This is a genomic window from Bacillus sp. RC240 (assembly GCF_044907945.1).
Taxonomy (GTDB): Bacteria; Bacillota; Bacilli; order Bacillales; family Bacillaceae_G; genus Bacillus_A; species Bacillus_A mycoides.
This window is the reverse complement of record NZ_JBIYCT010000008.1, coordinates 1-25,181: the sequence shown is the minus strand read 5'-3', so window position 1 is coordinate 25,181 and position 25,181 is coordinate 1. Positions and strand designations below refer to the sequence as shown.

At 38.7% G+C, this 25,181-nt stretch carries 26 protein-coding genes, 1 tRNA gene and 1 other RNA gene; 9 read left to right on the top strand and 19 right to left on the bottom strand.

The window, feature by feature from the left end:
• Positions 1-276 precede the first annotated feature (276 nt).
• The 8 genes from ABH955_RS21800 to ABH955_RS21765 all read right to left on the bottom strand — a co-directional run bounded on the left by ABH955_RS21800 (position 277) and on the right by ABH955_RS21765 (position 7,569).
• Positions 277-954, bottom strand: a complete 678-nt coding sequence (locus ABH955_RS21800; RefSeq protein WP_404454572.1) for a response regulator transcription factor — start codon at positions 952-954, stop codon at positions 277-279.
• A gap of 380 nt (positions 955-1,334) precedes the next feature.
• Positions 1,335-1,689, bottom strand: a transfer-messenger RNA (tmRNA) gene (gene ssrA, locus ABH955_RS21795).
• Positions 1,690-1,814: 125 nt separating this feature from the next.
• Positions 1,815-2,282 carry an SsrA-binding protein gene (gene smpB, locus ABH955_RS21790; RefSeq protein ID WP_002089531.1) on the bottom strand — a complete coding sequence of 156 codons (468 nt, stop codon included), beginning with the start codon at positions 2,280-2,282 and terminating at the stop codon, positions 1,815-1,817.
• A 339-nt stretch (positions 2,283-2,621) separates the two neighbouring features.
• Entirely contained in the window at positions 2,622-5,048 is a 2,427-nt protein-coding gene (gene rnr / locus ABH955_RS21785; protein ID WP_404442614.1) for a ribonuclease R, read from the bottom strand.
• Positions 5,049-5,270: 222 nt separating this feature from the next.
• Positions 5,271-6,011, bottom strand: a complete 741-nt coding sequence (locus ABH955_RS21780) for an alpha/beta hydrolase (RefSeq protein ID WP_162836430.1) — start codon at positions 6,009-6,011, stop codon at positions 5,271-5,273.
• A 161-nt stretch (positions 6,012-6,172) separates the two neighbouring features.
• Complete coding sequence (gene secG, locus ABH955_RS21775) at positions 6,173-6,406, bottom strand: preprotein translocase subunit SecG (RefSeq protein WP_002016062.1); 234 nt, start codon at positions 6,404-6,406, stop codon at positions 6,173-6,175.
• A 96-nt stretch (positions 6,407-6,502) separates the two neighbouring features.
• Positions 6,503-7,195, bottom strand: a complete 693-nt coding sequence (locus ABH955_RS21770; protein ID WP_404442048.1) for an LrgB family protein — start codon at positions 7,193-7,195, stop codon at positions 6,503-6,505.
• The gene (locus ABH955_RS21765) at positions 7,192-7,569 is read right to left on the bottom strand and encodes a CidA/LrgA family holin-like protein (RefSeq protein WP_199674426.1); all 378 of its coding nucleotides are present in this window, start codon (positions 7,567-7,569) and stop codon (positions 7,192-7,194) included. The genes ABH955_RS21770 and ABH955_RS21765 overlap by 4 nt, the downstream gene beginning before the upstream one ends.
• Before the next feature lie 284 nt (positions 7,570-7,853).
• Between ABH955_RS21765 and ABH955_RS21760 the strand changes: the two genes are divergently transcribed.
• A complete protein-coding gene (locus tag ABH955_RS21760) occupies positions 7,854-8,804 on the top strand; it encodes a nucleoside hydrolase (RefSeq protein WP_404491654.1) in 951 nt (316 codons plus the stop codon).
• Positions 8,805-8,854: 50 nt separating this feature from the next.
• Here the strand turns inward: ABH955_RS21760 and eno are convergent, their stop codons facing one another.
• From eno to ABH955_RS21705, 11 genes are all read right to left on the bottom strand, one after another.
• On the bottom strand, positions 8,855-10,150 hold the full coding sequence (gene eno / locus ABH955_RS21755) for a phosphopyruvate hydratase (RefSeq protein ID WP_000103948.1): 1,296 nt from the start codon (positions 10,148-10,150) through the stop codon (positions 8,855-8,857).
• Positions 10,151-10,180: 30 nt separating this feature from the next.
• Positions 10,181-11,710 (bottom strand): 2,3-bisphosphoglycerate-independent phosphoglycerate mutase, encoded by a 1,530-nt coding sequence (gpmI, locus tag ABH955_RS21750; RefSeq protein WP_404491653.1) that lies wholly within the window; start codon positions 11,708-11,710, stop codon positions 10,181-10,183.
• Positions 11,707-12,462, bottom strand: a complete 756-nt coding sequence (gene tpiA / locus ABH955_RS21745; RefSeq protein ID WP_002144919.1) for a triose-phosphate isomerase — start codon at positions 12,460-12,462, stop codon at positions 11,707-11,709. The genes gpmI and tpiA overlap by 4 nt, the downstream gene beginning before the upstream one ends.
• 32 nt (positions 12,463-12,494) lie before the next feature.
• On the bottom strand, positions 12,495-13,679 hold the full coding sequence (locus ABH955_RS21740; protein WP_002016070.1) for a phosphoglycerate kinase: 1,185 nt from the start codon (positions 13,677-13,679) through the stop codon (positions 12,495-12,497).
• Positions 13,680-13,818: 139 nt separating this feature from the next.
• Positions 13,819-14,823: a type I glyceraldehyde-3-phosphate dehydrogenase gene (gene gap, locus ABH955_RS21735; protein WP_002016071.1), complete on the bottom strand. Its 1,005-nt coding sequence runs from the start codon at positions 14,821-14,823 to the stop codon at positions 13,819-13,821.
• Between the two features lie 26 nt (positions 14,824-14,849).
• A complete protein-coding gene (gene cggR, locus ABH955_RS21730; RefSeq protein ID WP_002089545.1) occupies positions 14,850-15,878 on the bottom strand; it encodes a gapA transcriptional regulator CggR in 1,029 nt (342 codons plus the stop codon).
• A 135-nt stretch (positions 15,879-16,013) separates the two neighbouring features.
• The gene (locus ABH955_RS21725) at positions 16,014-16,259 is read right to left on the bottom strand and encodes a glutaredoxin family protein (RefSeq protein ID WP_002159911.1); all 246 of its coding nucleotides are present in this window, start codon (positions 16,257-16,259) and stop codon (positions 16,014-16,016) included.
• 9 nt (positions 16,260-16,268) lie between these two features.
• Positions 16,269-17,576, bottom strand: a complete 1,308-nt coding sequence (gene rpoN / locus ABH955_RS21720) for an RNA polymerase factor sigma-54 (RefSeq protein ID WP_404491652.1) — start codon at positions 17,574-17,576, stop codon at positions 16,269-16,271.
• A 510-nt stretch (positions 17,577-18,086) separates the two neighbouring features.
• Positions 18,087-18,353, bottom strand: coding sequence for a hypothetical protein (locus ABH955_RS21715; protein ID WP_367964063.1), 267 nt, complete (start codon positions 18,351-18,353; stop codon positions 18,087-18,089).
• Between the two features lie 400 nt (positions 18,354-18,753).
• A tRNA-Arg gene (locus ABH955_RS21710) sits at positions 18,754-18,829 on the bottom strand.
• A gap of 285 nt (positions 18,830-19,114) precedes the next feature.
• Positions 19,115-19,315, bottom strand: coding sequence for a hypothetical protein (locus ABH955_RS21705; protein WP_002129884.1), 201 nt, complete (start codon positions 19,313-19,315; stop codon positions 19,115-19,117).
• Between the two features lie 912 nt (positions 19,316-20,227).
• Between ABH955_RS21705 and ABH955_RS21700 the strand changes: the two genes are divergently transcribed.
• From ABH955_RS21700 to clpP, 8 genes are all read left to right on the top strand, one after another.
• A complete protein-coding gene (locus ABH955_RS21700) occupies positions 20,228-20,434 on the top strand; it encodes a DUF1657 domain-containing protein (protein WP_000216167.1) in 207 nt (68 codons plus the stop codon).
• A gap of 107 nt (positions 20,435-20,541) precedes the next feature.
• Complete coding sequence (locus ABH955_RS21695; RefSeq protein WP_003192317.1) at positions 20,542-21,030, top strand: YhcN/YlaJ family sporulation lipoprotein; 489 nt, start codon at positions 20,542-20,544, stop codon at positions 21,028-21,030.
• 28 nt (positions 21,031-21,058) lie between these two features.
• Positions 21,059-21,535: a stage V sporulation protein AC gene (gene spoVAC / locus ABH955_RS21690; protein WP_002129887.1), complete on the top strand. Its 477-nt coding sequence runs from the start codon at positions 21,059-21,061 to the stop codon at positions 21,533-21,535.
• Complete coding sequence (gene spoVAD / locus ABH955_RS21685; RefSeq protein WP_404491651.1) at positions 21,536-22,552, top strand: stage V sporulation protein AD; 1,017 nt, start codon at positions 21,536-21,538, stop codon at positions 22,550-22,552.
• The gene (gene spoVAE, locus ABH955_RS21680) at positions 22,549-22,899 is read left to right on the top strand and encodes a stage V sporulation protein AE (RefSeq protein ID WP_000575919.1); all 351 of its coding nucleotides are present in this window, start codon (positions 22,549-22,551) and stop codon (positions 22,897-22,899) included. Before spoVAD ends, spoVAE begins: the two co-directional genes overlap by 4 nt.
• 9 nt (positions 22,900-22,908) lie before the next feature.
• Entirely contained in the window at positions 22,909-23,115 is a 207-nt protein-coding gene (locus tag ABH955_RS21675; protein WP_002034728.1) for a DUF1657 domain-containing protein, read from the top strand.
• A 20-nt stretch (positions 23,116-23,135) separates the two neighbouring features.
• Positions 23,136-24,005, top strand: a complete 870-nt coding sequence (locus ABH955_RS21670; RefSeq protein ID WP_404491650.1) for a DUF421 domain-containing protein — start codon at positions 23,136-23,138, stop codon at positions 24,003-24,005.
• Positions 24,006-24,245: 240 nt separating this feature from the next.
• Positions 24,246-24,827, top strand: coding sequence for an ATP-dependent Clp endopeptidase proteolytic subunit ClpP (gene clpP, locus ABH955_RS21665; protein ID WP_001049163.1), 582 nt, complete (start codon positions 24,246-24,248; stop codon positions 24,825-24,827).
• Positions 24,828-25,181: the final 354 nt, after the last annotated feature.

Below are 25,181 nucleotides of genomic sequence, written 5' to 3'. Positions count from 1 at the left end.
TAATGCGCACCAGAGTCATCCCCCACACGTACTAATCAATAGATTGGGCACCTTATAAACCATGATTTCTACTGCAAAAAAATGCCCATTAATAGCTAATTTTTCATAATCCATTGCCTGGTAGCAATCTTCTTTTTATAGTTTCCGTCTTCTAATATTTCACAGAAACTATTTGATTATCAGGTTTAATAGAAAAAACGAGTAAAACTGTATGAAATAGTTTTACTCGTTTTTTCTATTATGACAAACTGTACTTTACCTATTATCTTATTTTTATCATTCAACCATTGAATAGCCTCTGCCATGTATCGTTTCAATATATCTCTCTTTTTTCTCGCACTTTAACTTTTTTCTTACATACCCAATATATAAGTCTACTACATTTGGATTGACTACTACGTTATATCCCCAAACCTGATTCAAAAGCATTTCACGGCTCAATATTGTATTTTTATTCTTAATTAAAAATACAAGTAAATCGTACTCGCGCTTCGTAAGCGAGAGATTTTTACCACCTTTTTTCACAATATGGCTAGATGCATCAACAAAGAGATCTTTAAACTGAAAAAAGTTTGTCTCATTTTGCTGGATACAGTCACTTCTCCTTAAAATAGCTTGAACCCTTGCTACTAATTCTTCTTTCGCAAATGGTTTTCTTATATAATCATCTGCTCCTGCTTGTAACCCTGCTACGCAATCCTTGCTAGAAATATTGTCGGTCACAATAATTATCGGTGTCGTTTTAACTAATCGTATTTGTCTACAAATTTCTGGTCCAGATATACTTAATGAATCCCAATCCAATACGATAATATCCCAATCTTGTTCATATATTATATTTAAACCTTGGTTTTCATTGTGAAGTTTTAAAATGAAATAGCCTTCTTGCGTTAGACCGCTTACGATTTTCTTTGCTAAAGACCGTTCATTCTTAATTACCAACACCTGCTTCACCGATGGTTCACCTCTACTTCAATATAACTTAGTTAGATAAAAATTATCCCGAAAAAATAATTTAAGATTTATAAATTTTAAATTCCTAAAAAATCCACTATAACAGCTTATTAGGAGAACTCTATATAATCTTACAATAGATATGGATGAAAACACAAAACATATGAAGATTTAAATACATATTATTTAATCATTAAGAGCAACTATATTATCTAGCTGCTTATTATCAATAACGATTCCCTCAGTTTCTGTTTCAAGGGTACCGTCCTCAACTTAAGCATTTTATCAAACCACAAAACAAAAAGAACCATATCCCCGCCACTCTGGCAAAGTTATGGTTCATATCATACAAAATAAAAAACCACCAAACAGTTATGTATTGGTGGAGACGGTGGGAGTCGAACCCACGTCCAAAAATATCGGCACTTAAGCTTCTACGAGTGTAGTCGATATATTAGCATTTCGCGAACTCTTCAGCCTATCGACAGGCTTCCAAGTTGCTAGTCTGATTGTTCTCTTCCTTCGCCCTCAGACGGCGAACTCCGGCGTAGTCCACTTAGTTTGAGTCCCTTACCCTACCACATGGACGATGGAGGGAGGAACCTTTAGTGCAATTAAGCAGCTAAAGAAAGATTGTTTTGTTTGCCAATTATAGGCTTTGACGTTTTAACGAGGCCGATCCCCTCGACTCGCAACCTAAGCTCGAACTATCCCTGTCGAATCCGTAACGTCCCCATGATAAAAATGGAGCATACGAAGAAATATCGTGATAGCTACTAAGAGCTGTTTTTCAATGTGCAACAATCTTACATAAGTTATTATATCATACGCGCGCCGTTTTACAAATGTAAATATCTGTATTACATCTTTTGACGATCACGGAACACGCGTGCAATTTCACGTTTAGCTTCTTTCTCTTTTAAATCGTGACGCTTATCATATTGCTTCTTACCTTTTGCTAAACCAAGTGCCATTTTCGCAAATCCATTTTTCAAATAGATTCTAACTGGAATTAATGCATAACCTGTTTCTTTTGCATAACCTGCTAGCTTATCAATTTCTTTCTTATGAAGAAGTAACTTTCTTGTACGAAGCGGATCGTGATTGAAACGATTCCCTTGTTCATATGTGTTAATATGCATATTATGAACCCATACTTCACCATTATGTATACGTGCAAACGCATCTTTCAAGTTCACGCGTCCAGCGCGAATCGACTTAATTTCCGTTCCTTGAAGGACAAGCCCTGCTTCGTATGTTTCTTCGATGAAATAATCATGAAATGCTTTTTTATTTTGCGCAATAACCTTACCTGTACCCTTTGGCATATAACGTCCCTCCTCTATTTTTACTATTGTAACAAATGTTATTAAAAAGCGAAAGTGGCTCGCTCAGAATCTTTGGACATTGGAACTCCTGACAGAGAAGCGCTTTTTGCTTCGTCCGAGGGAGTGAAATGACCAACAGATTCTAGCCACTGTAGCTGGATTACAATAAAAAGCGAAAGTGGCTCGCTCAGAATGTAAGGTGGATGGAGCTTCTGACCTTGAGGCGCTCTTTGCCTCCTGGGAAGAAGCGAAGCCGCCAAACATTCTAGCCACTGTAGCTAGCTTACAACAAAAAGCGAAAGTGGCTCGCTCAGAATGTAAGGCGAAGCCACTCTTTTCTTACTTGCGCTTTTTCTTTTTCTTCTTGAATCCTGGTACATTTTCAAAGAATCCTTTTTTCTTCTTACCATTACCATTACCATTACCATCTTTTTTCCCTGGCTGACTAGCGGATGTGGATGCAGATGCTGATGCTTTTCCTTTTCCTTGTCCACCACGATCAAACTTTCTTCCTGTGCCGCGTTCACCACCGCGCTCATTACTACGTTCGCTACGTCCACCGCGTTTCTTTCTGCCTGTTCTTGGCTGTTCAATCACAACTGGACGATCTTTGAACTTACGACGAGGTGTGCCTTTCATGCCAACGATTTCAAAGTCGATTGCGCGCTCGTCTTTATTTACGTTAATAACACGAATTGTAATTTCGTCACCGATGCGGAATACGTTACCTGTACGTTCCCCAATCATCGCAAAATGTTTTTCGTCATAACGGTAGTAATCATCTGTTAAATAGCTAACGTGTACAAGACCTTCAATTGTATTTGGAAGCTCTACGAATAAACCGAAGTTTGTTACAGAGCTAATCATACCGTCATACTCTTCGCCAATCTTATCAACCATATACTCTGCTTTTTTCATTTCATCTGTTTCACGCTCTGCTTCAACAGCGCGGCGTTCCATATTAGAAGAGTGCTCTGCAATCTCAGGTAAGTTTTCACGCCATTTCGCTTGCGTTTCGTTGTCTACTTTACCATTAATGATGTATTCACGAATCAATCTATGAACAATCGTATCTGGGTAACGACGAATTGGCGATGTGAAATGCGTGTAGAACTCAGTTGATAAACCAAAATGTCCTAAGCTGTTCGAATCGTAACGTGCTTGCTTCATAGAACGAAGCATAACTGTTGAAATGACTATTTCTTCCGGCTGACCTTGAACCATTTCAAGAATTTGCTGCAATGCACGAGGGTGTATTTCATTCGCACGTCCTTTTACTGCATATCCGAAGTTTGTTACAAACTCGAAGAAACGCTCAAGCTTATCTTCTTTCGGATCTTCATGGACACGGTACATAAACGGTACGTTCATCCAGTGGAAATGCTCCGCTACTGTTTCGTTCGCAACAAGCATAAACTCTTCAATTAACTTCTCTGATACAGAACGATCACGCATTACAACATCAGTCGGTTTTCCTTCTTCATCTACTAGTACTTTCGCTTCTTTAAAGTCAAAGTCAATCGCACCACGGCGCATACGTTTTTCACGTAAAATTTGTGCTAACTGCCCCATTTCTTTAAACATTGGTACTAGCGGCTCGTAGCGTTCAATTAGCGCTTCGTCTTCATCTTCTAAAATGCTTCTTACGTCAGCATACGTCATACGCTCTGTCGTTTTAATTACACTTTGGAAAATCTCGTGTTTTACAACATCGCCTAGATTGTTGATTTCCATTTCACAAGATAGTGTCAGACGGTCTACTTTCGGATTTAATGAACAAATACCGTTTGATAAACGATGCGGAATCATCGGAATTACACGGTCTACAAGATATACACTCGTTGCTCTCTCTGCCGCTTCAACATCAATTGGAGAACCTTCTTGAACGTAATGACTTACATCCGCAATATGAACGCCAAGCTTATAGTTACCGTTCTCAAGCTTCGTTACTGTAACAGCATCATCTAAGTCTTTTGCATCTGCACCGTCAATTGTAACAATCATTTGATCACGTAAATCACGGCGATCTTTTATATCTTCTTCTGAAATCGTTTCTGGTACACTGTTTGCATGCTCCATCACCTCTTCAGGGAACGCTAAAGGTAAATGATGTTTATGAATAACAGATAAAATATCTACCCCTGGGTCATTTTTATGACCTAGAATTTGAATAACTTCACCTTCCGCACTTAAACGATTCTCTGGATAACTCGTAATTTTCACAACTACTTTATGGCCTTCTACAGCGCCCATTGATGCGCTTTTCAAGATGAAAATATCACTTGTCCAACGCTTATTATCAGGTATAACAAACCCAAAGTTCTTCGATTCTGTATATGTACCAACTAATTCTTTCGTTCCACGCTCTAAAATACGAACGATTGTACCTTCTGGGCGTGATCCACTTGATTGTGAGCTAACACGTGCTAATACTGTATCACCATGAAGTGCGCCGTTTAATTCTGTGGGTGGAATGAAAAGATCATCATCTCCAGTTTTCTTCTCTTCTGGAACAACGAACGCAAAACCACGTGCGTGCCCAATTAATTTACCGCGTACTAAATTCATTTTTTCTGGAAGACCGTAGCGGTTACTACGTGTGCGGATAACAAGCCCCTTCTCTTCCATCATTACAAGTGCCTTTACGAAATCTTTAAAGCCCTCAGAGCCTTCGATTCCAAATGCCGATTCTAATTCTTGTATCGTTAACGGTTTATACGCTTCTTCCCTCATAAATAATAACAACTTATCAATATGTTCTTGCATGATTTCTTCCAAGCAGAAATACCTCCTTTAAACCCTTATATTATTTAGTGTATCCGAAAGATGGGGGATGTATAAAGTGAAACTTTAATCATCTCCCAATGATTTTTTACAGCTTTCATAAAGTGTAACTTTAACCAGTGGTTTTTTGTCCGTCCCCACTGATTATTAGCCCACAAATAGCGGGATAAAAATTCCCTTATGAAAAAAAGAGGCAACTAGACCTTACCAATCTAGTTGCTCCAAGAAGTTATATACATCCTCATGTAGCACATCACGTTCTTTATCAAGTGTAATGACATGCGTAGAGTCTTCATACCATTTAATGTCTTTTAACGTAGATTCTACACCGTTATAAATAATGTTAGCACTATCTGTATTAATCATCTCATCATGACGTGCTTGTACAACGAATGTTGGAGCATAAATCATATCAACATTATTGCGTACGTCACGAATCAACTCCTGTAATGCTTTTAATGTATTCATTGGTGTCTGTTTAAATTCAAACATTTCCTGCTCAATTCGTTCTGGTGATTTTTGCTCACGCTTTTTATATTCGCGGGCATATGCCAATATACCTTGGTACATAATTTCTTCACTTTTAATGTACATCGGTGCACACATTGGTACAACACCTAAAATCGGTAATGTATAAGCAAGTTTTAATGAGAATACTCCGCCTAATGATAATCCAACCGCAGCTATTTTCTCGTAACCTTGATCTTTTAAATGCTGGTAGGCATTCATTACATCTTTCCACCAGTCTTCAGGGCCTGTATGAACAAGCTCTTCTGGTGGTACACCGTGTCCTTTGTAAATTGGCGCATGACAAGTATAGCCTTTCTTCTCTAAGAAACGCCCTAGCATGCGTACGTCAGCTGAGTTCCCTGTGAATCCATGTAATAATAAAACAGCGCGGTCTCCACCTTCAAATGTAAATGGTTTCGGAGATGCTAATTTCATCATGTACTTCTCCTCTTTCTCTTCTGTAATCTAGTCGTATTCTTTCTATTCTTAGTGTACCATATTTATAATTCTATAATCTAATTAGAAACTTTTTTTGAATAACAAATCAAAAAAAGAAGAACCATTAGCATAATCCGCTAACGCTTCTTCTTTTAATTTTATAAATTTAAGTACGTAACACCAATTGTTAGTACGAAGAATAGTACAGCTAAGACAACTGTAACACGGTTTAATACCGCTTCAATTCCACGTGCTTTTTGCTTACCAAACAATTGCTCTGCACCACCTGAAATAGCGCCTGAAAGGCCTGAGCTATTACTAGACTGCATAAGTACCATAACAATCATTAAAATCGATACAATAATAAGTAAAACTGATAATAACGTATGCACTTGGCGTACCTCCTACAAAGATTCAGTTAGTTTAAATGTTAGCATAAATCCTATAGAAAAGCGAGAGCCTATAGTGTCGCTCTCGCTTTTCTTCTATTACATAAACACCATTGCGAATAACGGTCCGAGCAAACATGTCAAAATTGCTGTTAATGTCATTGTTACCGATCCAATAACACCTTCATGCTCATTATTTTTCATCGCTCTCATAACACCCATAATATGAGACGCACATCCAAAGCCAATCCCTTTACCAACTGAGTTTGTAACACGGCTCCATTTTAATAAAATTGGTCCTGAAATCGTTCCAGTAATCCCTGCGATAACGACGAATGCTGCTGTTAAGGACGGGACACCACCAACTTGTTCAGATACACTCATCGCAACTGGCATTGTCACTGATTTTGGTAAAGAAGATAAAATTAAGCTTTTATCTGTTCCCATAAGTGTGGCGATAGCAAAATCACTTGCAATAGCAACTGTTGTACCTACTAATACACCACCAGCAATTGGTACAACATATTTTTGCAGAACATGACGTTGTTTATAAAGCGGGATTGCAAATGCTACAACACCTGGTCCGAGTAGCTTCGCAATCCAGCCACCACCACTTTCCATATAATTTTGATATGGTATATCAAGCACTATAAATAAGAAAGCCATTAATCCTGTTGCAACAAGCATTGGAATGGTAAATGGCGTTGGAAATAATCCGTAGATTTTTTTAGATAATTGATATAATAGCACCGTAAAAAGAACCCAACCGATTCCGATTAATATTTGGCTCATTGTGTCTCTTTTTCCTTTCTATTCGCAAGATATTGTCCTGTATGTCCTGCGACAATAATAATTAAAAACGTACTCGCTACAACTGTAATGAAAAGAGAAATTCCTTTACTCATAAAAAAAGCACCGTAATTCATTAAGCCAAGCGTTGGCGGAATTAATAAAAACGGCATAATAGCAACGAGTGTTTCTGCTCCTAAATCAAACCATTTCACTGGAAGTACTTTTAGGCTAAGTAAAACAAGTAGGAGGAACATACCAATCAAACTTCCCGGAATCGGAATATTCAACATTTCTTGTACCCAATTTCCAACCATATAAAATACATAAAGAGCAGCAATTTGGACAAGAATCTTTGTAAGTTTCATGTTCATCATCCCTCATGTTTATACGATCTTCTGTTAATATCCTTATCATAGTATAAATTGTAAAAACCTGCAATTTATCAAATCAACAACGAAAATCCACTATATTATACGCTTACACCCTTGATATGACTGCGTTTCCGAATGTAATTTACGTCAAAAACCTTGACCTAATATATAAAGTTTATATTTTCTGAATTTTTATGGTTATTATTTCAATAAAATAAAACCCTTAACTCCATTTTCATTCTGCCTTCTCTCTAGCACACATATATATAAAGATAGGTGGTGAACATATGTCTAAAAAAGTTCTCATTTTTTGTGACCCTGGAATCGACGATACGATAGCCCTCCTCCTCGCATTCTTTATCGATGAAATTGACATCGTTGGGATTGTCGCTGATTACGGCAATGTTCCAAAAGAAATGGCCGTACAAAATGCTCATTTTCTTAAACAAAAATCAATAAATAGAGATATAAAAATATTTGGTGGTTCAGAACGTCCTCTCAATGGATGTCCACCTGCTTTTTTTACCGATGTTCACGGTAAAAAAGGATTAGGACCAATCATCCCAAATGAAAAGTTACAAAACGGAGAAATGGAGAATTTCTTTGAAGTTATCCCTCTTATCGAGCAGTATAAAGACGAACTAATCATTGTAAGTTTAGGGCGACTCACTTCCCTAGCTATTTTATTTATTTTATATAAAAACTTAATGCAGCAAATTAAATCTTATTATGTAATGGGTGGTTCCTTTTTGCACCCAGGTAATGTAACTCCCGTATCAGAAGCGAATTTTTATGGTGATCCAATCGCGGCTAACATTGTATTACAATCCGCATCCAACATGTACATATACCCGTTAAATGTAACGCAGTATTCCATCGTTACACCTGACATGGCTGAATATATTGAGGCGAAAGGAAAGGCTTCTCTCGTCAAACCTCTATTCGATCATTACTACTATGGATATTACGAAAAAATTTTACCACAATTAAAAGGCTGCCCTTTTCATGACACGCTACCGATATTAGCTTTACTTGATAATTCTATGTTTACCTACTACAAATCACCAATTACCGTCATGACCGAATCTTACGCTCAAGGAGTAAGATTCGGTGATTTCCGCTCTTTAGTAGGATCAAGCCCATTCGTCAATCGGCCCTCACAGCAAATTGCTATAGATTTTGATTACAATCTCTTTTTTAAATATTTCATGTCATTCATGACAGATGAACAATTTTAACATAAAAAAACAGACCGTGATTTCTCACGGTCTGTCGTTATTTTCTACAATTATCGTTTGATGTTGTAGAAAGATTTGATACCATCGTAAACAGCGATTTCGCCTAGTTCGTCTTCGATGCGTAATAATTGGTTGTACTTAGCAATACGGTCAGTACGGCTCATAGAACCAGTTTTGATTTGTCCAGCGTTAGTTGCAACTGCGATGTCAGCGATTGTAGCATCTTCAGTTTCACCAGAACGGTGAGATACAACTGCTGTGTAACCAGCACGTTTAGCCATTTCGATTGCTTCGAAAGTCTCAGTTAAAGTACCGATTTGGTTAACTTTAATTAAGATTGAGTTAGAGATACCTTTTTCGATACCTTCAGCAAGTTTTTGAGTGTTAGTTACGAATAAATCGTCACCAACTAATTGTACTTTATCACCGATACGCTCAGTTAATAATTTGTGACCATCCCAGTCGTTTTCGTCTAAACCATCTTCAATAGAGATGATTGGGAAGTCTTTGCAAAGCTCTTCGTAGAAATCAACCATTTCTGCAGAAGTTAAGCCAGTACGGCCTTCGCCTGCAAGGTCATATTTACCAGTTTCTTTGTTGTAGAACTCAGAAGAAGCAACGTCCATTCCTAAGAATACGTTCTCGCCAGCTTTGTAACCAGCTTTTTCGATAGCTTCGATGATTACTTCTAATGCTTCACGGTTAGAACCAAGGTTTGGAGCGAATCCACCTTCGTCACCTACTGCAGTGTTAAGACCTTTGTCATGTAATACAGCTTTAAGTGCATGGAATACTTCAGCACCCATACGGATTGATTCTTTGAATGTTGGAGCACCAACTGGTAAGATCATGAACTCTTGGAAGTCAACGTTGTTATCAGCGTGAGAACCACCGTTGATGATGTTCATCATTGGAGTTGGTAATTGTTTTGCATTGAATCCACCAAGGTAACGGTATAATGGAAGACCTACGAAGTCAGCTGCTGCGTGAGCTACTGCCATAGATACACCAAGGATAGCGTTAGCGCCTAGTTTACCTTTGTTTGGAGTGCCATCTAATTCGATCATAGCACGGTCGATACCAGCTTGGTCAGTTACGTCGAAACCAACGATTTCTGGAGCGATTGCTTCGTTAACGTTGTTTACTGCGTTAAGAACACCTTTACCAAGGTAACGAGATTTGTCACCGTCACGTAATTCTACTGCTTCGTGCTCACCAGTAGATGCACCACTTGGTACGATAGCGCGTCCGAATGCGCCGCTTTCTGTGTAAACTTCTACTTCTACAGTTGGGTTACCACGAGAGTCAAGGACTTCGCGAGCATAAACATCAATAATTGTTGACATAATAAATTCTCTCCTTTTTATATAAGCAAATTATTTAATAATTGTTTTACCTGTCATTTCTTTCGGTTGTTCCACATTTAAAAGAGTAAGCATTGTTGGGGCAATATCTCCTAAAATACCACCTTCACGAAGCTCTACATCATTTTTTGTAACGATGAAAGGAACCGGGTTAGTTGTATGAGCTGTCATAGGACCGCCTTCAGCAGTTAACTCCTGATCGGCATTACCATGGTCAGCAGTAATAAGTGCTACACCATCTTTTGCAAGAATCGCTTCTACAACTTTTCCTAAACATTCGTCAGTTGCTTCTACTGCTTTAATTGTTGGTTCCATCATCCCAGAATGGCCAACCATATCACAGTTTGCAAAGTTAAGAATGATAACATCATGTTTATCATTTTCGATGTCATTTACTAAAGCGTCCGTTACTTCATAAATGCTCATTTCAGGTTTCAAGTCATACGTTGCAACCTTCGGTGAGTTAATTAAAATACGCTCTTCTCCTGGGAATTGAGCCTCACGACCACCGCTAAAGAAGAATGTAACGTGCGGATACTTTTCAGTTTCCGCGATGCGAAGTTGCTTTAATCCCGCTTGCGCAACAACTTCACCTAATGTGTTATCAAGGTTCATTGGCTTGAATGCCACGTAACCATCTACAGTTTCACTGAAATGTGTCATACAAACGAATTCAGGAATGTGAGGTACTTTTTCACCACGATCGAACTCACGGAAGTCTTCGTTTGTAAATACACGAGCAATTTGAATTGCACGGTCTGGACGGAAGTTATAGAAGATAACTGCATCATCATTATTGATTGTTGCAACTGGCGTGTCATCTTCGTTAACAATTACAGACGGCAATACGAATTCATCATAGATACCATTTGCATAAGAGTCTTCTACACACTCTTCTGCTGATTTATAAGTAGGGCCTTCACCATTCACCATAGCACGGTAACATTTTTCTACGCGATCCCAACGCTTGTCACGGTCCATGGAGTAATAACGACCAGAGATAGTCGCGAATTGTCCTACTCCTGTTTCTTTAATTACTTCATTTGTTGCATCGATATAACCTTTTGCTGTTTGTGGTCCAACATCGCGGCCATCTAAGAATGCATGGATATATACTTTCTCCACACCTTCTTTTGCTGCTAAGCGAAGAAGAGCAAACATATGGTTCATGTGACTGTGCACACCACCATCAGAAAGTAAACCGAATAAATGAAGAGCAGTACCTTTTTCTTTCACGCTTTTAATTGCATTTTGGAAAGTTTCGTTCTGATCGAACTCACCTTCACGAATTGCAACGTTTACGCGTGTTAAGCTTTGATATACGATGCGGCCAGCACCGATATTTAAGTGACCAACCTCTGAGTTACCCATTTGACCTGCTGGAAGACCTACTTCCTCACCAGAAGCTGTAAGCGTTGTGTGAGGGAATTTGTTCCAGTAACCATCAAAATTAGGTTTCTTAGCTTGTGCTACAGCATTCCCGTAAGTTTCTTCACGTAGTCCGAAACCATCAAGAATGATTAAAGCTGTTGGCTTTCTCATTTTACCGCCCCCAGAAGACCTAAGAACGAAGCAGGCTCTAAGCTAGCACCGCCAACTAAAGCGCCGTCGATGTCAGATTGTGCCATATACTCTTTAATGTTTTCTGGTTTTACACTACCGCCGTATTGAATACGAACAGCTTCTGCAGCTTCTGGAGAAACAGCTTCTGCAACAACTTTACGAATGTGCGCACATACTTCATTTGCATCTGCAGAAGAAGAAGATTTACCTGTACCGATAGCCCAGATTGGCTCATAAGCGATAACAGTTACTTTAACTTGCTCTTCTGTTAAACCTGCAAGTGCTTTTGTCACTTGACCTGCTACTAGATCAAATGTTTTTCCGCTTTCGCGCTCTTCTAAAGTCTCACCACAACAAACGATTGGTGTTAAACCATGTTCAAATGCTGCAAGAGTCTTTTTGTTTACTGACTCGTCTGTTTCAGCAAACATTTCACGACGCTCAGAGTGGCCAAGTACTACGTAGCCTACTTTTAAGTCGCTAAGTGCTACTGGGCTAATTTCGCCAGTGAACGCACCATTTTTTTCGAAGTGCATGTTTTGTGCACCTACTTGTAAGTCAGTTCCTTCAGTATTCGCTACTAAGCGCTCTAAGAATAGAGCTGGAGAGCAAACTACTGCATCAACAGCTGAAGCTGCTGGGATTTGACCTTTAACTTCCTCTACGAAGCTAACTGCTTCAGCTAGAGTTTTATTCATTTTCCAGTTACCTGCGATAATTGGTTTACGCATGCTTTGCACCGTCCTTTTTCTTTGGCTGCTACTTATTTGTCGTTAAGACAAACTACACCTGGAAGCTCTTTGCCTTCCATGAATTCTAATGACGCACCGCCGCCAGTAGAAATGTGGCTCATTTTATCAGCCATACCGAATTTTTCAACAGCTGCTGCAGAGTCACCACCGCCGATAACAGAGTATGTATCTTCTGCATCTGCTAATGCTTGCCCTACTGCTTTTGTACCTTCTGCGAATGGAGTCATTTCGAATACACCCATTGGTCCATTCCATACAACAAGCTTAGAGTTTTTAATTACATCTGCATAAATTTCACGTGTTTTAGGACCGATGTCCACGCCTTCCCATGTAGAAGGGATAGAGTCGATACCAACGATTTGAGTTGTTGCAGTTTCAGAGAATTCCTCTGTGATGACAACATCAACTGGCATATAGAAGTTTACGCCTTTTTCTTTTGCAAGTTGCATAAATTCTTTAGCTAGTTCAATTTTGTCGTTTTCACATAGAGATAGACCAATTTCATGACCTAATGCTTTAACGAATGTGTAAGCAAGTCCGCCACCGATGATTAAGTTATCTACTTTGTCTAATAGATGACGAATTACACCGATTTTATCTTTTACTTTCGCACCACCGATGATAGCTGTGAATGGACGTTCTGGGTTAGAAAGTGCTTTACCTAATACATCTAACTCTTTTTCCATTAATAAACCAGATACTGCTGGTAGGTAGTCTGCGATTCCTGCTGTAGAAGCATGAGCACGGTGAGCTGCACCGAATGCATCGTTTACGAAGATATCAGCAAGAGCTGCAAATTCTTTCGCAAGTTCTGCATCGTTCTTTTCTTCGCCCGCATAGAAACGTACGTTTTCAAGAACTAATACGTCGCCTTCGTTCATTGCTGCAACCATTTCTTGTGCAACTGGTCCGAATGCTTCGTCCGCTTTTTTAACATCTTTACCAAGAAGCTCGCCTAAACGTGCTGCTACTGGAGTAAGACGTAATTCTTCTACTGCTTGACCTTTTGGACGGCCTAAATGACTTGCTAAAATTACTTTCGCACCTTGCTCTATTAAATATTGAATTGTAGGAAGAGCTGCACGGATACGAGTTTCATCTGTAATTTTGCCTTCTTTCATAGGTACGTTGAAATCAACGCGGCAAAATACACGCTTACCTTTTAAATCTACGTCACGAATTGATTTTTTGTTCATTGGATTTCCCTCCGACTACTAGTTAGGATTGACAAAACCCATTCAAAAGCTTAACACATTTGCTTCTAAAACGAAAGAAGAGAGAGAGGGAACAAACCCTCTCCCTCGTTTTGTCATTGATTACTTATATACTTAAGAATTAAAGACCTTTAGAAGTCATGTATGCAGCTAGGTCTACTACGCGGTTAGAGTAACCAGTTTCGTTATCGTACCAAGAAAGTACTTTAACCATGTTACCTTCCATTACCATTGTAGATAATGCATCGATTGTAGAAGAAGCTGTACATCCGTTATAGTCGATAGATACTAATGGCTCTTCGCTGTATCCAAGGATACCTTTTAATTCGCCTTCAGAAGCTGCTTTGAATGCTGCGTTTACATCTTCAACTGTTACTTCTTTGTCAAGTTCAACAACTAAGTCAACAAGAGAAACGTTAGCAGTTGGAACACGTACAGCGCCGCCGTTTAATTTACCTTTAAGTTCTGGTAATACTAATGCTACAGCTTTAGCAGCACCAGTAGATGTTGGGATCATGTTTTCAGCTGCTGCACGAGCACGACGTAAATCTTTGTGTGGTAAGTCTAAGATTTGTTGGTCGTTAGTGTAAGAGTGAATTGTTGTCATCATTCCGCGTTTTACGCCGAATTTTTCGTTTAATACTTTAGCGAATGGAGCTAGACAGTTTGTAGTACAAGAAGCATTAGATACTACGTTGTGGTTAGCTGCATCGTATTGTTCGTGGTTAACACCCATAACTACAGTGATATCTTCGTCAGAAGCTGGAGCTGAGATGATAACTTTCTTAACTGATCCACCTAAGTGTTTCTCAGCGTCTGATTTTTTAGTGAAACGGCCAGTAGATTCTACTACTACTTCTACTCCGTAGTCGCTCCATGGTAATTGAGCTGGGTCACGCTCAGCGATAACTTTAATTTCTTTACCGTTAACAACGATGCTGTTTTCGTTAGCAGATACTTCTGCATTTAAAGTTCCGTGAACTGTATCATATTTTAAAAGGTGAGCTAATGTTTTAGCATCTGTTAAGTCGTTGATTGCTACTACTTCTACCTCAGAGTTGTTAAGAGCTGCGCGGAATACGTTACGTCCGATACGTCCAAATCCATTAATACCAATTTTAGTCATTTAAATTTCCTCCTTGGGGGATTATATTAAAGGGTAATACCCTTTGTTAATTGTTTTGCTGCACCTTCATCTGTAATTAGAATTGAAGTGTGCCCTTGCTTTATTACAGCCTGTATTGCTTTTGCTTTTGAAGAACCTCCAGCGACTGCGACAACGTGAGATACATGTTGTAAATCTTCAAGTTGCATACCAACTGTTCTTACTTTATGAACAACATTTCCTTGTTCATTAAAGTAGTAACCGAAAGCTTCGCCAACTGCTTCGCTTGCCTGAATCTTTAACCAATCTGCTTCTGAAGTATTTCTGCGACGTGCCATTGTTAACGCATCACCGATTCCATGAATGACGATATTGGAAGATCGAATCAACTCAAGAACTTCTTTCACGGAGGGCTCTGTTACAATAGATGCATATGCTTCGCTACTAACGTGATCTGGAACATACAATAAGCGATAATTACTCATCGTATTTTGTGCCATTTTGGCGCAAATGGTATTGGCTTCTAACTCGACACCTTCTCCAATTCCACCACGTGCTGGGACAAATAGCATATGTAAATCTTTGCAATCAAGTTGCATCATGTCCGCAGCAGCAGCTAGCGTAGTTCCTCCAGCCACAGCAACGATATTATTCACTGTCAGACGGTCTTTTATACAAGTCACACAAGCACGGCCCATCTCCAGTTTGACCCAAGGTGATTCATCACTATCACCAGGGACAACGAAAACTTCATCCAAGTCTAATGTTTCCTTAAGTTGTTTTTCTAAAACCTTTAACCCGGAAATTTCTTTCATAAAGTCTTCCAAAGCAAGAACTAAAGCTGTTCCTTCTTCTGTCAAAGTCATTCCAGAAGAAGCGACGTGAACTAAGTTTTGTTCTTTCAAAACTTGAACTTCACTTCGCAATACTCGTTCTGTCATACCGAGACTTGCAGATAAGTTTCTTCTTCCAATCGGCTGCATAAGCCTAATGTACTGAAGCACTTGCATTCTCGTTTGCATAACAGGTAGCAGATCAGGTAATAATTTTTTTGTGTTCTGAATCCATGAGCGCATATCTTTTCTCCTCACTGCATCGGTTCATTTTCCTTCGTGGTCACTTTATGTCCCGTAGTGACATTTTGCGTCCCACTTAGGTTAAAAAAATAATCCCTGCTACGTGTATTATTGTAACAGGAGACAGAAACTTATTCAACTCTTAACTGCATTGTTTATATAGTTTATTATGACACCTTTGTGAATGTTACCATATTCTACTTGTCTTCCGCCTATTTCTACAACAGGAATCATTAGATGGTATTTCTCTAAAAGGTCATTATCTTCATATATATCTATTTCCTCAATTTGAAAAGAATATTCATATTGTACTTCCTTTAAAACTTGTTTCGCCTTTTCGCAAAGACCACAATCTTTTTTTGTATATAGTACAACTTTCATCTTCTTCACCTATCCAATTGTTTTTCTTAGAGACGAAGCAGGAATATGCATTTGTTCTCTATATTTCGCAACCGTTCTGCGAGAAATAACGATTTCATGCTCTTCTTCTAATAATTTTGAAATCTTTTGATCCGAAAGTGGCTTTTTCTTATTTTCTGCTCCAACAAGTGTTTGAATGAATTGTTTCACACGCTTTGTAGAAACCGCCTCATCTTCCGTCGTAGAAATAGAATTACTAAAGAACGATTTCATCTCAAATAAACCGTGCGGCGTTTGCACATATTTATTACGCGTTGCACGACTAATTGTAGACTCATGCACACCTAACTCTTCCGCCACCTCTTTTAAAGCAAGTGGTTTTAAATACTCTGGACCTCTCCAGAAGAAATCATGCTGTTTTTCCATAATAATATTCATCACTTGTAAGAGTGTTTGTTTTCTCTGTTTCAAACTGCGCATAATCCATTGCACATGCTGATACTTCTCCGATACGTAAGAAGCCACTTCACTTTCACTATTATTTAGTAACGCACTATACTCAGAGTGAATTTCAATTCTTGGCATATTTCTCTCATTCATCTGTAAAACGAGATGATCACCATCTTTTTTCACCGCCATATCAGGCACGATATAAAGTGGCTTATCAGAAGAAAATGCAAGACCTGGTTTCGGCTGTAATGATGTAATACAGTTCACCGCATCCTGTAATTCCTCGTTGGTACACTTCAACACCTGAACGAGCTTTCGCCAATCTTTCTTAACGAAATAATTAAAATGATCATCTATAATTTCTTCCGCTAAACCATTTCTCCTTTGTAAGCGCTTCAATTGAATTGATAGACATTCCTGAATATTACGCGCACCTACCCCTGCTGGCTCTAACGATTGAACAAGCTCCACGGAACAGTCCACTACATCAATTGGCGCAGAAAGAAGCTCTGATAACTCTTCATTTGTTTCTTGTAAATAGCCATTTCCATCCATGTTCATAATAATGAAAGAAGCTGCTTTTCGCTCTTCTTCATCTATTTTATAATACTGTAGTTGATTTAATAAATGTTGCTGAATCGTTGTAGAATCCACACTGTAGATTTCCATTTGATTCTCGACTTGTTTGCGGGTACTTTTACTTGTGTTAGAGCTCTTTTTCTTCTCCCTCTCAAAACCACCTAACTCAATAAGGGGATTCTCTAACGATTGCTCATACAAAAACTCCGATAATTCTTGTACATTATACTGGAGCATTGTAATCGCTTGCCTTAACTCTTGTGTCATTGCCAAACGTAAGCTTTGTTCTTGTAAAAGACTTGCCTTCAAACTAATCTCCCCCTTGTTTCTATTGTACAATAAGTTTGGTAAAAGGAGAATCCTCACGCAGACACCCATTCCAAAATATTATTAATTTATATGTATTAATGAGATTTAGATCTTACAACCGAAATTTGAATAATATTGAAAGAAAATAATAACGCATAAAATTTATTACCACATACTAATAGTAAATCTTATCATCAGATATAACAAGCGATAATAAAAAAAGGTCTGAACTTATACTTGTAAGTTCAGACCTTTTTTACAATGGCGAGTACATATCGAATATTACACGTTTCTTCACCATTGTCGCATTTTCATTTGATAGATTAATTCCGTTCGTATCCTCTACGAGTACCACACGCACCAAATTCACAGCGTTGCGATTTGCTATAAAGATACTTTCTTGTTTATCTGCTTTGTGTAATTTTCGAATTGTGACTTGGATTACCTCTGAGTTATTTTTCCAGGGTCTATTCTTACAAGTGAACAACATTTATGACATGTACTTTTTACTTAACTGCAATAAATACCTAGCGATGCCGTTATCTTATAAACTTCATTGAAATTTTCACCTTCCATGAAGACCTCCATGATTTCAGGTATTCCTTTTGCATACGCAACTAACATTTCGAATGCATCATCTTTCGTTATCTTGTGACGAGTCACACTACTGTTGTGATGTTCCATCGTTACATAATAGACCTTTTCTCCGCACTCCTCTTCTTCAATACATGTAAGAAACGATTTTATTTCAAATAGCTTGCGAGAACCTTTTTTCATTCTTCTTCTCCTTCATAACGGTCAAGAAAGTCCGATAATGCCAACGAAAGATGATCACTTTTATTAAACTTCAGCTTACTGGCAAAGACGGCTAGCCTGTCCCTATTGCTTTGTGAATCACTACTATCTTACGTGTCATATTTTCGTTCAGCAACTTAACAATACGCTTGTGCAATATATCTCGTTACAATTTCTTTTAGTGCTAAAATCTGTTCTGATTTGAATTGCATTTCACTCTTTAATTCTTTTCATAACGAAAAACCCCCTATACACGATTATTTCTAATCACATACAAGGGGTTTCTTTAGATTTACTATTAATTTTCAACACGTTCTTCACGCTATTATGTGCTATTTACTCAATACTTTTAAATAGAACACATCACAACAACAATACATAACGCGCCCAGAGGGATTCGAACCCCCGGCAGACGTGGTACCGGAAACCACCGCTCTATCCGACTGAGCTATGGGCGCATGATTATTACGATAATATCAACGGTTTGCCTCCGTCTTCTTCCGACTTGTTCTTACCGAAAGTTAAACGTAGGATACGAACACCAACACGTAGACGTTCGCTTCTTTACATATGGATATTATATCCTGACGCTAACCTAATACGCAAGCATAAAAACCTCTTCTACACTAGCTTTAGCGCGCAGTTTTCCTTCTTTCGTTCCCCCTTAATCTACTTAAATCGAAATAGAACGCATATAGTCTATAAAAAAAAGACAGGCGAAGTGATGCCCGCCCATCTCCGCACTATTTTATATATTTTGATCGCAGGCTAAATATATCTTCCCCTTCACGAATGCCTGCCGATCCCTTCCTCACATTTTTTACGACAGTCCAATTCGGGTTAGTTTCATCACCGATGTTCTGTACTGTAAAGTTGCCGTCACCATATTCTCGGTGACCTTCTGCCAATTTCTCCGTTAAATCATTCTCTTTTGATCTCACCATCTTTGCGCCATCTCCCTTTTTATACAACTCTCTTAAACTGTCCAACCGATTACACGTCCAGTCAATTGGAGATCCTCGTTTTCCGCTTCGATTAATTTTAACACACTGTCGGGGGTAAGTTCCGATAACGGCTGCCCAATCGCATTAGAAACGTTATTTTCTTTGATAGTAGAAACTCGGCGAGAATTGGGTAAAAGACAATTCGCTGGGCTGCGTCAGGACTTCGCGAGAGATCAACCCCCTGATTCAAAAATCAAAAATACTATCTCTAAAGGACTCCTGCGACGGCTCAGCGGGGTGGCTTGGAGGGTTCGGAAAATTTTCGTTTGGGTTGGCTTGTGGTGAATAGCGTATTCATTTTGATGAATGACGAATACAACATAAATGACTTTTGTTACTTTCGACTTTCTCTTCTAAACGTTGATTTAAAAGAATTCGCAAGACTTTCGATGAACAAAACAATTCGTAAATGTTTTATGCATTAAAAGAAACGTTGATTTAATAACGTTCTTCTTTCGTGAATGACTTCGATTGAACGAATAAGATAATGAAGATATTATTTTTTTAAAACTGAACACATCCTTTTTTTTACTATACAAGAAAATTTTATTTTAAATTGAAAATAACTACAATAATAGAAATATATATATTTTATCGATATGTTTTTTGTGAATAACCAGAAATTTAACCTCATGTAATTTTCAGTTACTTTTTAATCTTCAACAGGTAACATACCTACATCATGAATTACATATCATCCTCTTCCATCTTATAAAGCGCCACTATAACAAAGAATTCATTGACGCTTGAATCAAAGCTTCAACTTCAAAAACCTAAATTTTCCAATCATAAATTCACCCAAACCCACAAATTATAATCTTTGAATTGATATTCCAAAGGGGGCTTCATTCAATGACTGTAATTACAAAACTAAAGCAAACTGTTTCTGGATTAAAAAGTGCACAAGCTAGCTTAGAGGGATTCGCTCTTGATACGGATAACCAACAAGCTAAGCAACTTTTCCAAACAGCTGCGCAACAAACACAAACAATTATCGATTCTTTAAACCCGCGTGTTGAAGAAGTCCAGCAAGAAGAACCACAATACACACAGCAATAACCAAAAGTGCCATTTCATCTAATGGTACACAATTTGAGAAAAAGGATGATATGCAATCATCCTTTTTCTCTCACATTACATACTGCAATAGAAATGGAATGATTATAATGCGAAAACTTGGAATCATAACCGCGTTATTTATGCTCCTATTCGGTTCACTTACCGGATGTGATAATAGCCCGTTAGATAAAAAAGTAAAGAAAGAAGAAGCTAAGCGGGCAGATGAGAAAAAGGGCCCTAAATTAACAAAAATGAGTACAGAATCCTTTAATCAATCTATATCGCAAGACGCTAAGAAAAAAGCTCTTGCTATGGAGGGAATTATAGAAGCTACCGCAGTTAATACAAATTTAGATCTTTACATAGCCGTTAAACCTGAACATCACGAAAGATTTGGTTTAAAACCTTTACGAAGTAAATTAAAAAAGAAGCTAAGTGATGAAAACCCTACTTTCGATATTCGTGTAAGTACAGACAAAAAGATTTTTATGCTCATAGAAGAACTTGAAAACAAAATTAAGAACAAGAAAATAAGCAAGGATGGCATTAAAGATCAATTGAAACTCATTCAATCAGAAATGGGATCTAATATTTAAGTTTTCTAAAAGAGAAGGAAGGATTCAAATGTCTAGTAAAGATAAAAATTTAACACCTGTGCAACAAGAATATAAAAAATTCGAACAACAGCGCGAACCGAAGCGCCCCGTTTTAAAAAATTGTATGAAAGCTTTTTTCGTCGGGGGATTAATTTGTCTAATAGGCCAACTGATTTCCACCTTTTATATTACGTACTTTGATTTCACTGAAAGATCTGCCGGGAACCCTACCGTTGCAACTCTTATTTTTATCTCCATGCTACTGACGGGATTTGGCGTCTACGATCGCCTTGGGCAATTTGCTGGTGCTGGTACCGCCGTTCCCGTTACTGGATTTGGTAACTCTGTTATTGCCGCATGTATTGAACACCGTACAGAAGGATTCGTTCTCGGCGTTGGTGGTAACATGTTTAAACTAGCAGGATCGGTCATCTTATTTGGCGTATTTTCCGCTTTCGTCATCGCTCTTATTAAAACGATTCTCTTTCAATGGGGAGGGCTGTAAATGTTACAAGGACACCGAACATGGGTATTCGAAAACAAACCAGTTATCATCTCAACAGGTGTAGTCGGTGGCCCATTTGAGGCAAATGGAAAAATTTCTGAAGACTTCGATACCCTGCATGAAGATTTATGGCTCGGACAAGATTCTTACGAAAAGGCGCATAAAATTTTATTTGAAGAAGCTTGTAGCCGCGCTACCGAAAAGGCAAAGCTCCGTAAAGACGATATTCAATTCGTACTCGCAGGGGATTTAATTAACCAAATAACTCCAACGAGCTTTGCATGCCGCACACTCGGAACACCTTATCTCGGTTTATTCGGCGCCTGTTCTACCTCTATGGAAGGCTTAGCACTCGGTGCAAGTATCGTAAATGCAAAAGGTGCAAAGTATTTATTAACTGGGGCATCAAGTCATAACGCTGCGGTAGAAAAACAATTCCGCTATCCAACTGAATATGGTGGTCAAAAACCTCCTACGGCTCAGTGGACAGTGACCGGTGCAGGCGCGGCTATTTTAAGCGACACTGGATATGGTCCACAAGTAACATCGGCCACCATTGGACGAGTTATTGATATGGGACTAACAGATCCTTTTAATATGGGTGGTGCGATGGCCCCAGCTGCTGTCGATACGATTGAAGCTCATTTACGCGAACGACAAATTGACGCCTCTTATTACGACTTAATCGTAACAGGTGACCTTGGACATGTCGGTCGCGAAATCGCTTACGACCTACTACATAAACATGGAACAAAGGTAAAGAGCGAGCAATTTCAAGATTGCGGAATCATCATTTATAGAGAAGGTCAACCTGTCATAGCTGGTGGAAGTGGTCCAGGCTGTTCAGCAACAGTCGTATACGGACATTTATTAAACCGAATGAAAAGAGGAGAATTCAAAAAAATACTTGTCGTTGCGACAGGCGCTTTACTATCTCCACTTACATTCCAACAAGAAGAAACGATTCCGTGTATCGCTCACGCTGTTTCGATTGAATTTGGAGGTGCAACGCAATGATTTTTTTCTGGGCTTTCGTCATTGGTGGACTCATATGCGTAATCGGACAGCTTATGTTTGATGTCGGCAAACTAACCCCCGCTCATACGATGGCAACACTCGTTGTTGCTGGAGCTATATTAGATGGATTCAATCTGTATGAACCATTAATAGACTTTGCAGGCGCTGGCGCAACTGTACCTATTACAAGTTTCGGTAATGCCCTCGTTCATGGCGCGATGGAGGAAGCAGCCAAACATGGCATCGTCGGCGTTATTACCGGCATGTTTAAAGTAACGAGTGCTGGTGTATCAGCTGCCATTATTTTCGGCTTCATTGGAGCATTGCTATTCAAACCGAAAGGATAAGGTGTTCGTATGACAGTTATCGCTAGCGTTAAAACCTGCCTTGCCAGTGTAAGGGGCGCTCAAGCAAGTTTAAGCTCCCTTTCACTAAATTCACAGGACGCGGAATCAAAACGTGTATTTCATGAATGTATGTTAGAAATGGACAGCATCATCACCGATTTACAGAATAGAGTTTCAGTATTAGAACGTGAAGAACCTCAATATAAAGGGTTTTAAGTAGACTGGAGGAAATGACTATGTCTCACCTGCCGGAATGGACACTTGTCATTCTTCGCTCTGTATTCATATTAATTATTTTATTCGCTATTACGAAATGGTTAGGAAAAAGACAAATCTCTCAGCTCTCCTTTTTTGAATACATAGCCGGAATGACAATCGGTGACATCGCTGCCCAAGTATCTACAGGGCTTGATTCAAAATTTTTCCACGGCGTCTTTGCGATACTCATTTTCGCTGTGGTACCTTTTTTCACTGGAATCCTCTCTTTAAAGAACAAAACAGCTCGAGATTTTTTTGAAGGAAAATCTACCGTATTAATAAAAGATGGCAAAATACTTGAAGATAATTTAAAGAAAGAAAAGTATACAAGTGATGAATTACTTGAGCTTCTCAGAGGAAAAAATGCGTTCAGCGTAGCTGATGTTGAATTTGCTGTACTAGAACCGAGCGGTGAATTAAATGTATTATTAAAGAAAGATCACCAACCACTTACAGCAAAAGATATCAGCTTAAAAGTGCCAAACGAAAAAGAACCGCAAACTGTTATTATGGATGGAAATGTACTAGATGAACCTCTTTCTGCTAGCGGACATAATCGCGCTTGGTTACATTCTGAGCTAGAAAAACTCGGTGTTGTCATTGAAAATGTCTTTCTTGGTCAAGTTGATTCATACGGACAACTTACTATCGACATCTATAATGATAAACTCCAAATGCCTTCTCCTCAAAACAAGCCTTTATTATTAGCATCCTTAAAGAAATGCAATGCTGATCTTGAATTATTCTCTTTAGAAACGAAATCAAAATCAGCGAGTGATATGTATAGTAAAAACGCAAAACAAATCGAGAAAATCTTAAATAAAGTAACCTATCTGTTAAAAGAATAAAAAATGAAAGAACGCTTCTATACAAAAGGCGTTCTTTTGCCTTTTCCACACCATTAATCACGTTTAAATTTATGTAATTCGGTTATGATGTTGAAGATACATAAGCAGGGAATTTTAAAAACATAGCGAATAAATCATGATACAACTACATATTTTTTGATTTAAAGTGGTTTCGTTTGACCTTCATTGACCATAATTGTATTATAAGACTAAGAAAGCTTTTAAAGGAGGAAATAACAGATGAATTTAATTCCTACAGTAATTGAACAAACAAATCGTGGAGAACGCGCTTACGATATTTACTCTCGACTATTAAAGGATCGCATCATTATGCTTGGTAGCGCAATTGATGACAACGTAGCAAACTCAATCGTTTCCCAGCTTTTATTCTTGGAATCTCAAGATCCAGAAAAAGATATTCACATCTATATCAACAGCCCTGGTGGTTCTATCACAGCTGGTATGGCAATTTACGATACAATGCAGTTTATTAAACCACAAGTATCAACAATCTGTATCGGTATGGCTGCATCTATGGGTGCATTCTTACTTGCAGCAGGTGAAAAAGGAAAACGTTATGCACTTCCAAACAGTGAAGTTATGATTCACCAACCACTTGGCGGAGCACAAGGTCAAGCGACTGAAATCGAAATCGCTGCAAAACGTATCCTATTCTTACGTGAAAAATTAAACCAAATTCTTGCTGACCGCACAGGTCAACCACTTGAAGTTCTACAACGCGACACAGACCGCGACAACTTCATGACAGCAGAAAGAGCTCTAGAATACGGCTTAATCGATAAGATCTTTACAAATCGTTAATACTTAAAAGCGGAAGTGGCTCGTTCAGAATCGCAGGACGTTGGAGCTTTTACATCCGAGGCGCTTTTTGCCTCGAATGTAAAAGCGAAACGACCGAAGATTCTAGCCACTGGAGCTGGATATACTTAAAAGCGGAAGCGGCTCGTTCAGAATGAGAGGGGGATGGAGCTTCTGACAAAGAGGTGCTTTTTACCTCGACGGAAGAAGCGAAGCCACCGACCATTCTAGCCGCTGGAGCTGGATATACTTAAAAGCGGAGGCGGCTCGTTCAGAATGAGAGGGGGATGGAGCTTCTGACAAAGAGGTGCTTTTTACCTCGACGGAAGAAGCGAAGCCACCGACCATTCTAGCCGC

Bases quoted from the DNA above. Each gene is read 5' to 3' on its own strand.
- ABH955_RS21770 (WP_404442048.1), bottom strand. From the start codon at position 7,195: ATGAGCCAAATATTAATCGGAATCGGTTGGGTTCTTTTTACGGTGCTA.
- ABH955_RS21765 (WP_199674426.1), bottom strand. From the start codon at position 7,569: ATGATGAACATGAAACTTACAAAGATTCTTGTCCAAATTGCTGCTCTT.
- gap (WP_002016071.1), bottom strand. From the start codon at position 14,823: ATGACTAAAATTGGTATTAATGGATTTGGACGTATCGGACGTAACGTA.
- ABH955_RS21780 (WP_162836430.1), bottom strand. From the start codon at position 6,011: ATGAAATTAGCATCTCCGAAACCATTTACATTTGAAGGTGGAGACCGC.
- ABH955_RS21740 (WP_002016070.1), bottom strand. From the start codon at position 13,679: ATGAACAAAAAATCAATTCGTGACGTAGATTTAAAAGGTAAGCGTGTA.
- ABH955_RS21705 (WP_002129884.1), bottom strand. From the start codon at position 19,315: ATGGTGAGATCAAAAGAGAATGATTTAACGGAGAAATTGGCAGAAGGT.
- spoVAD (WP_404491651.1), top strand. From the start codon at position 21,536: ATGTTACAAGGACACCGAACATGGGTATTCGAAAACAAACCAGTTATC.
- rnr (WP_404442614.1), bottom strand. From the start codon at position 5,048: ATGCAAGAACATATTGATAAGTTGTTATTATTTATGAGGGAAGAAGCG.
- ABH955_RS21715 (WP_367964063.1), bottom strand. From the start codon at position 18,353: ATGAAAAAAGGTTCTCGCAAGCTATTTGAAATAAAATCGTTTCTTACA.
- spoVAE (WP_000575919.1), top strand. From the start codon at position 22,549: ATGATTTTTTTCTGGGCTTTCGTCATTGGTGGACTCATATGCGTAATC.
- smpB (WP_002089531.1), bottom strand. From the start codon at position 2,282: ATGCCAAAGGGTACAGGTAAGGTTATTGCGCAAAATAAAAAAGCATTT.
- tpiA (WP_002144919.1), bottom strand. From the start codon at position 12,462: ATGCGTAAACCAATTATCGCAGGTAACTGGAAAATGAATAAAACTCTA.
- ABH955_RS21725 (WP_002159911.1), bottom strand. From the start codon at position 16,259: ATGAAAGTTGTACTATATACAAAAAAAGATTGTGGTCTTTGCGAAAAG.
- eno (WP_000103948.1), bottom strand. From the start codon at position 10,150: ATGTCAACAATTATTGATGTTTATGCTCGCGAAGTCCTTGACTCTCGT.
- ABH955_RS21700 (WP_000216167.1), top strand. From the start codon at position 20,228: ATGACTGTAATTACAAAACTAAAGCAAACTGTTTCTGGATTAAAAAGT.
- ABH955_RS21695 (WP_003192317.1), top strand. From the start codon at position 20,542: ATGCGAAAACTTGGAATCATAACCGCGTTATTTATGCTCCTATTCGGT.
- ABH955_RS21675 (WP_002034728.1), top strand. From the start codon at position 22,909: ATGACAGTTATCGCTAGCGTTAAAACCTGCCTTGCCAGTGTAAGGGGC.
- ABH955_RS21670 (WP_404491650.1), top strand. From the start codon at position 23,136: ATGTCTCACCTGCCGGAATGGACACTTGTCATTCTTCGCTCTGTATTC.
- spoVAC (WP_002129887.1), top strand. From the start codon at position 21,059: ATGTCTAGTAAAGATAAAAATTTAACACCTGTGCAACAAGAATATAAA.
- clpP (WP_001049163.1), top strand. From the start codon at position 24,246: ATGAATTTAATTCCTACAGTAATTGAACAAACAAATCGTGGAGAACGC.
- ABH955_RS21760 (WP_404491654.1), top strand. From the start codon at position 7,854: ATGTCTAAAAAAGTTCTCATTTTTTGTGACCCTGGAATCGACGATACG.
- cggR (WP_002089545.1), bottom strand. From the start codon at position 15,878: ATGCGCTCATGGATTCAGAACACAAAAAAATTATTACCTGATCTGCTA.
- gpmI (WP_404491653.1), bottom strand. From the start codon at position 11,710: ATGAGAAAGCCAACAGCTTTAATCATTCTTGATGGTTTCGGACTACGT.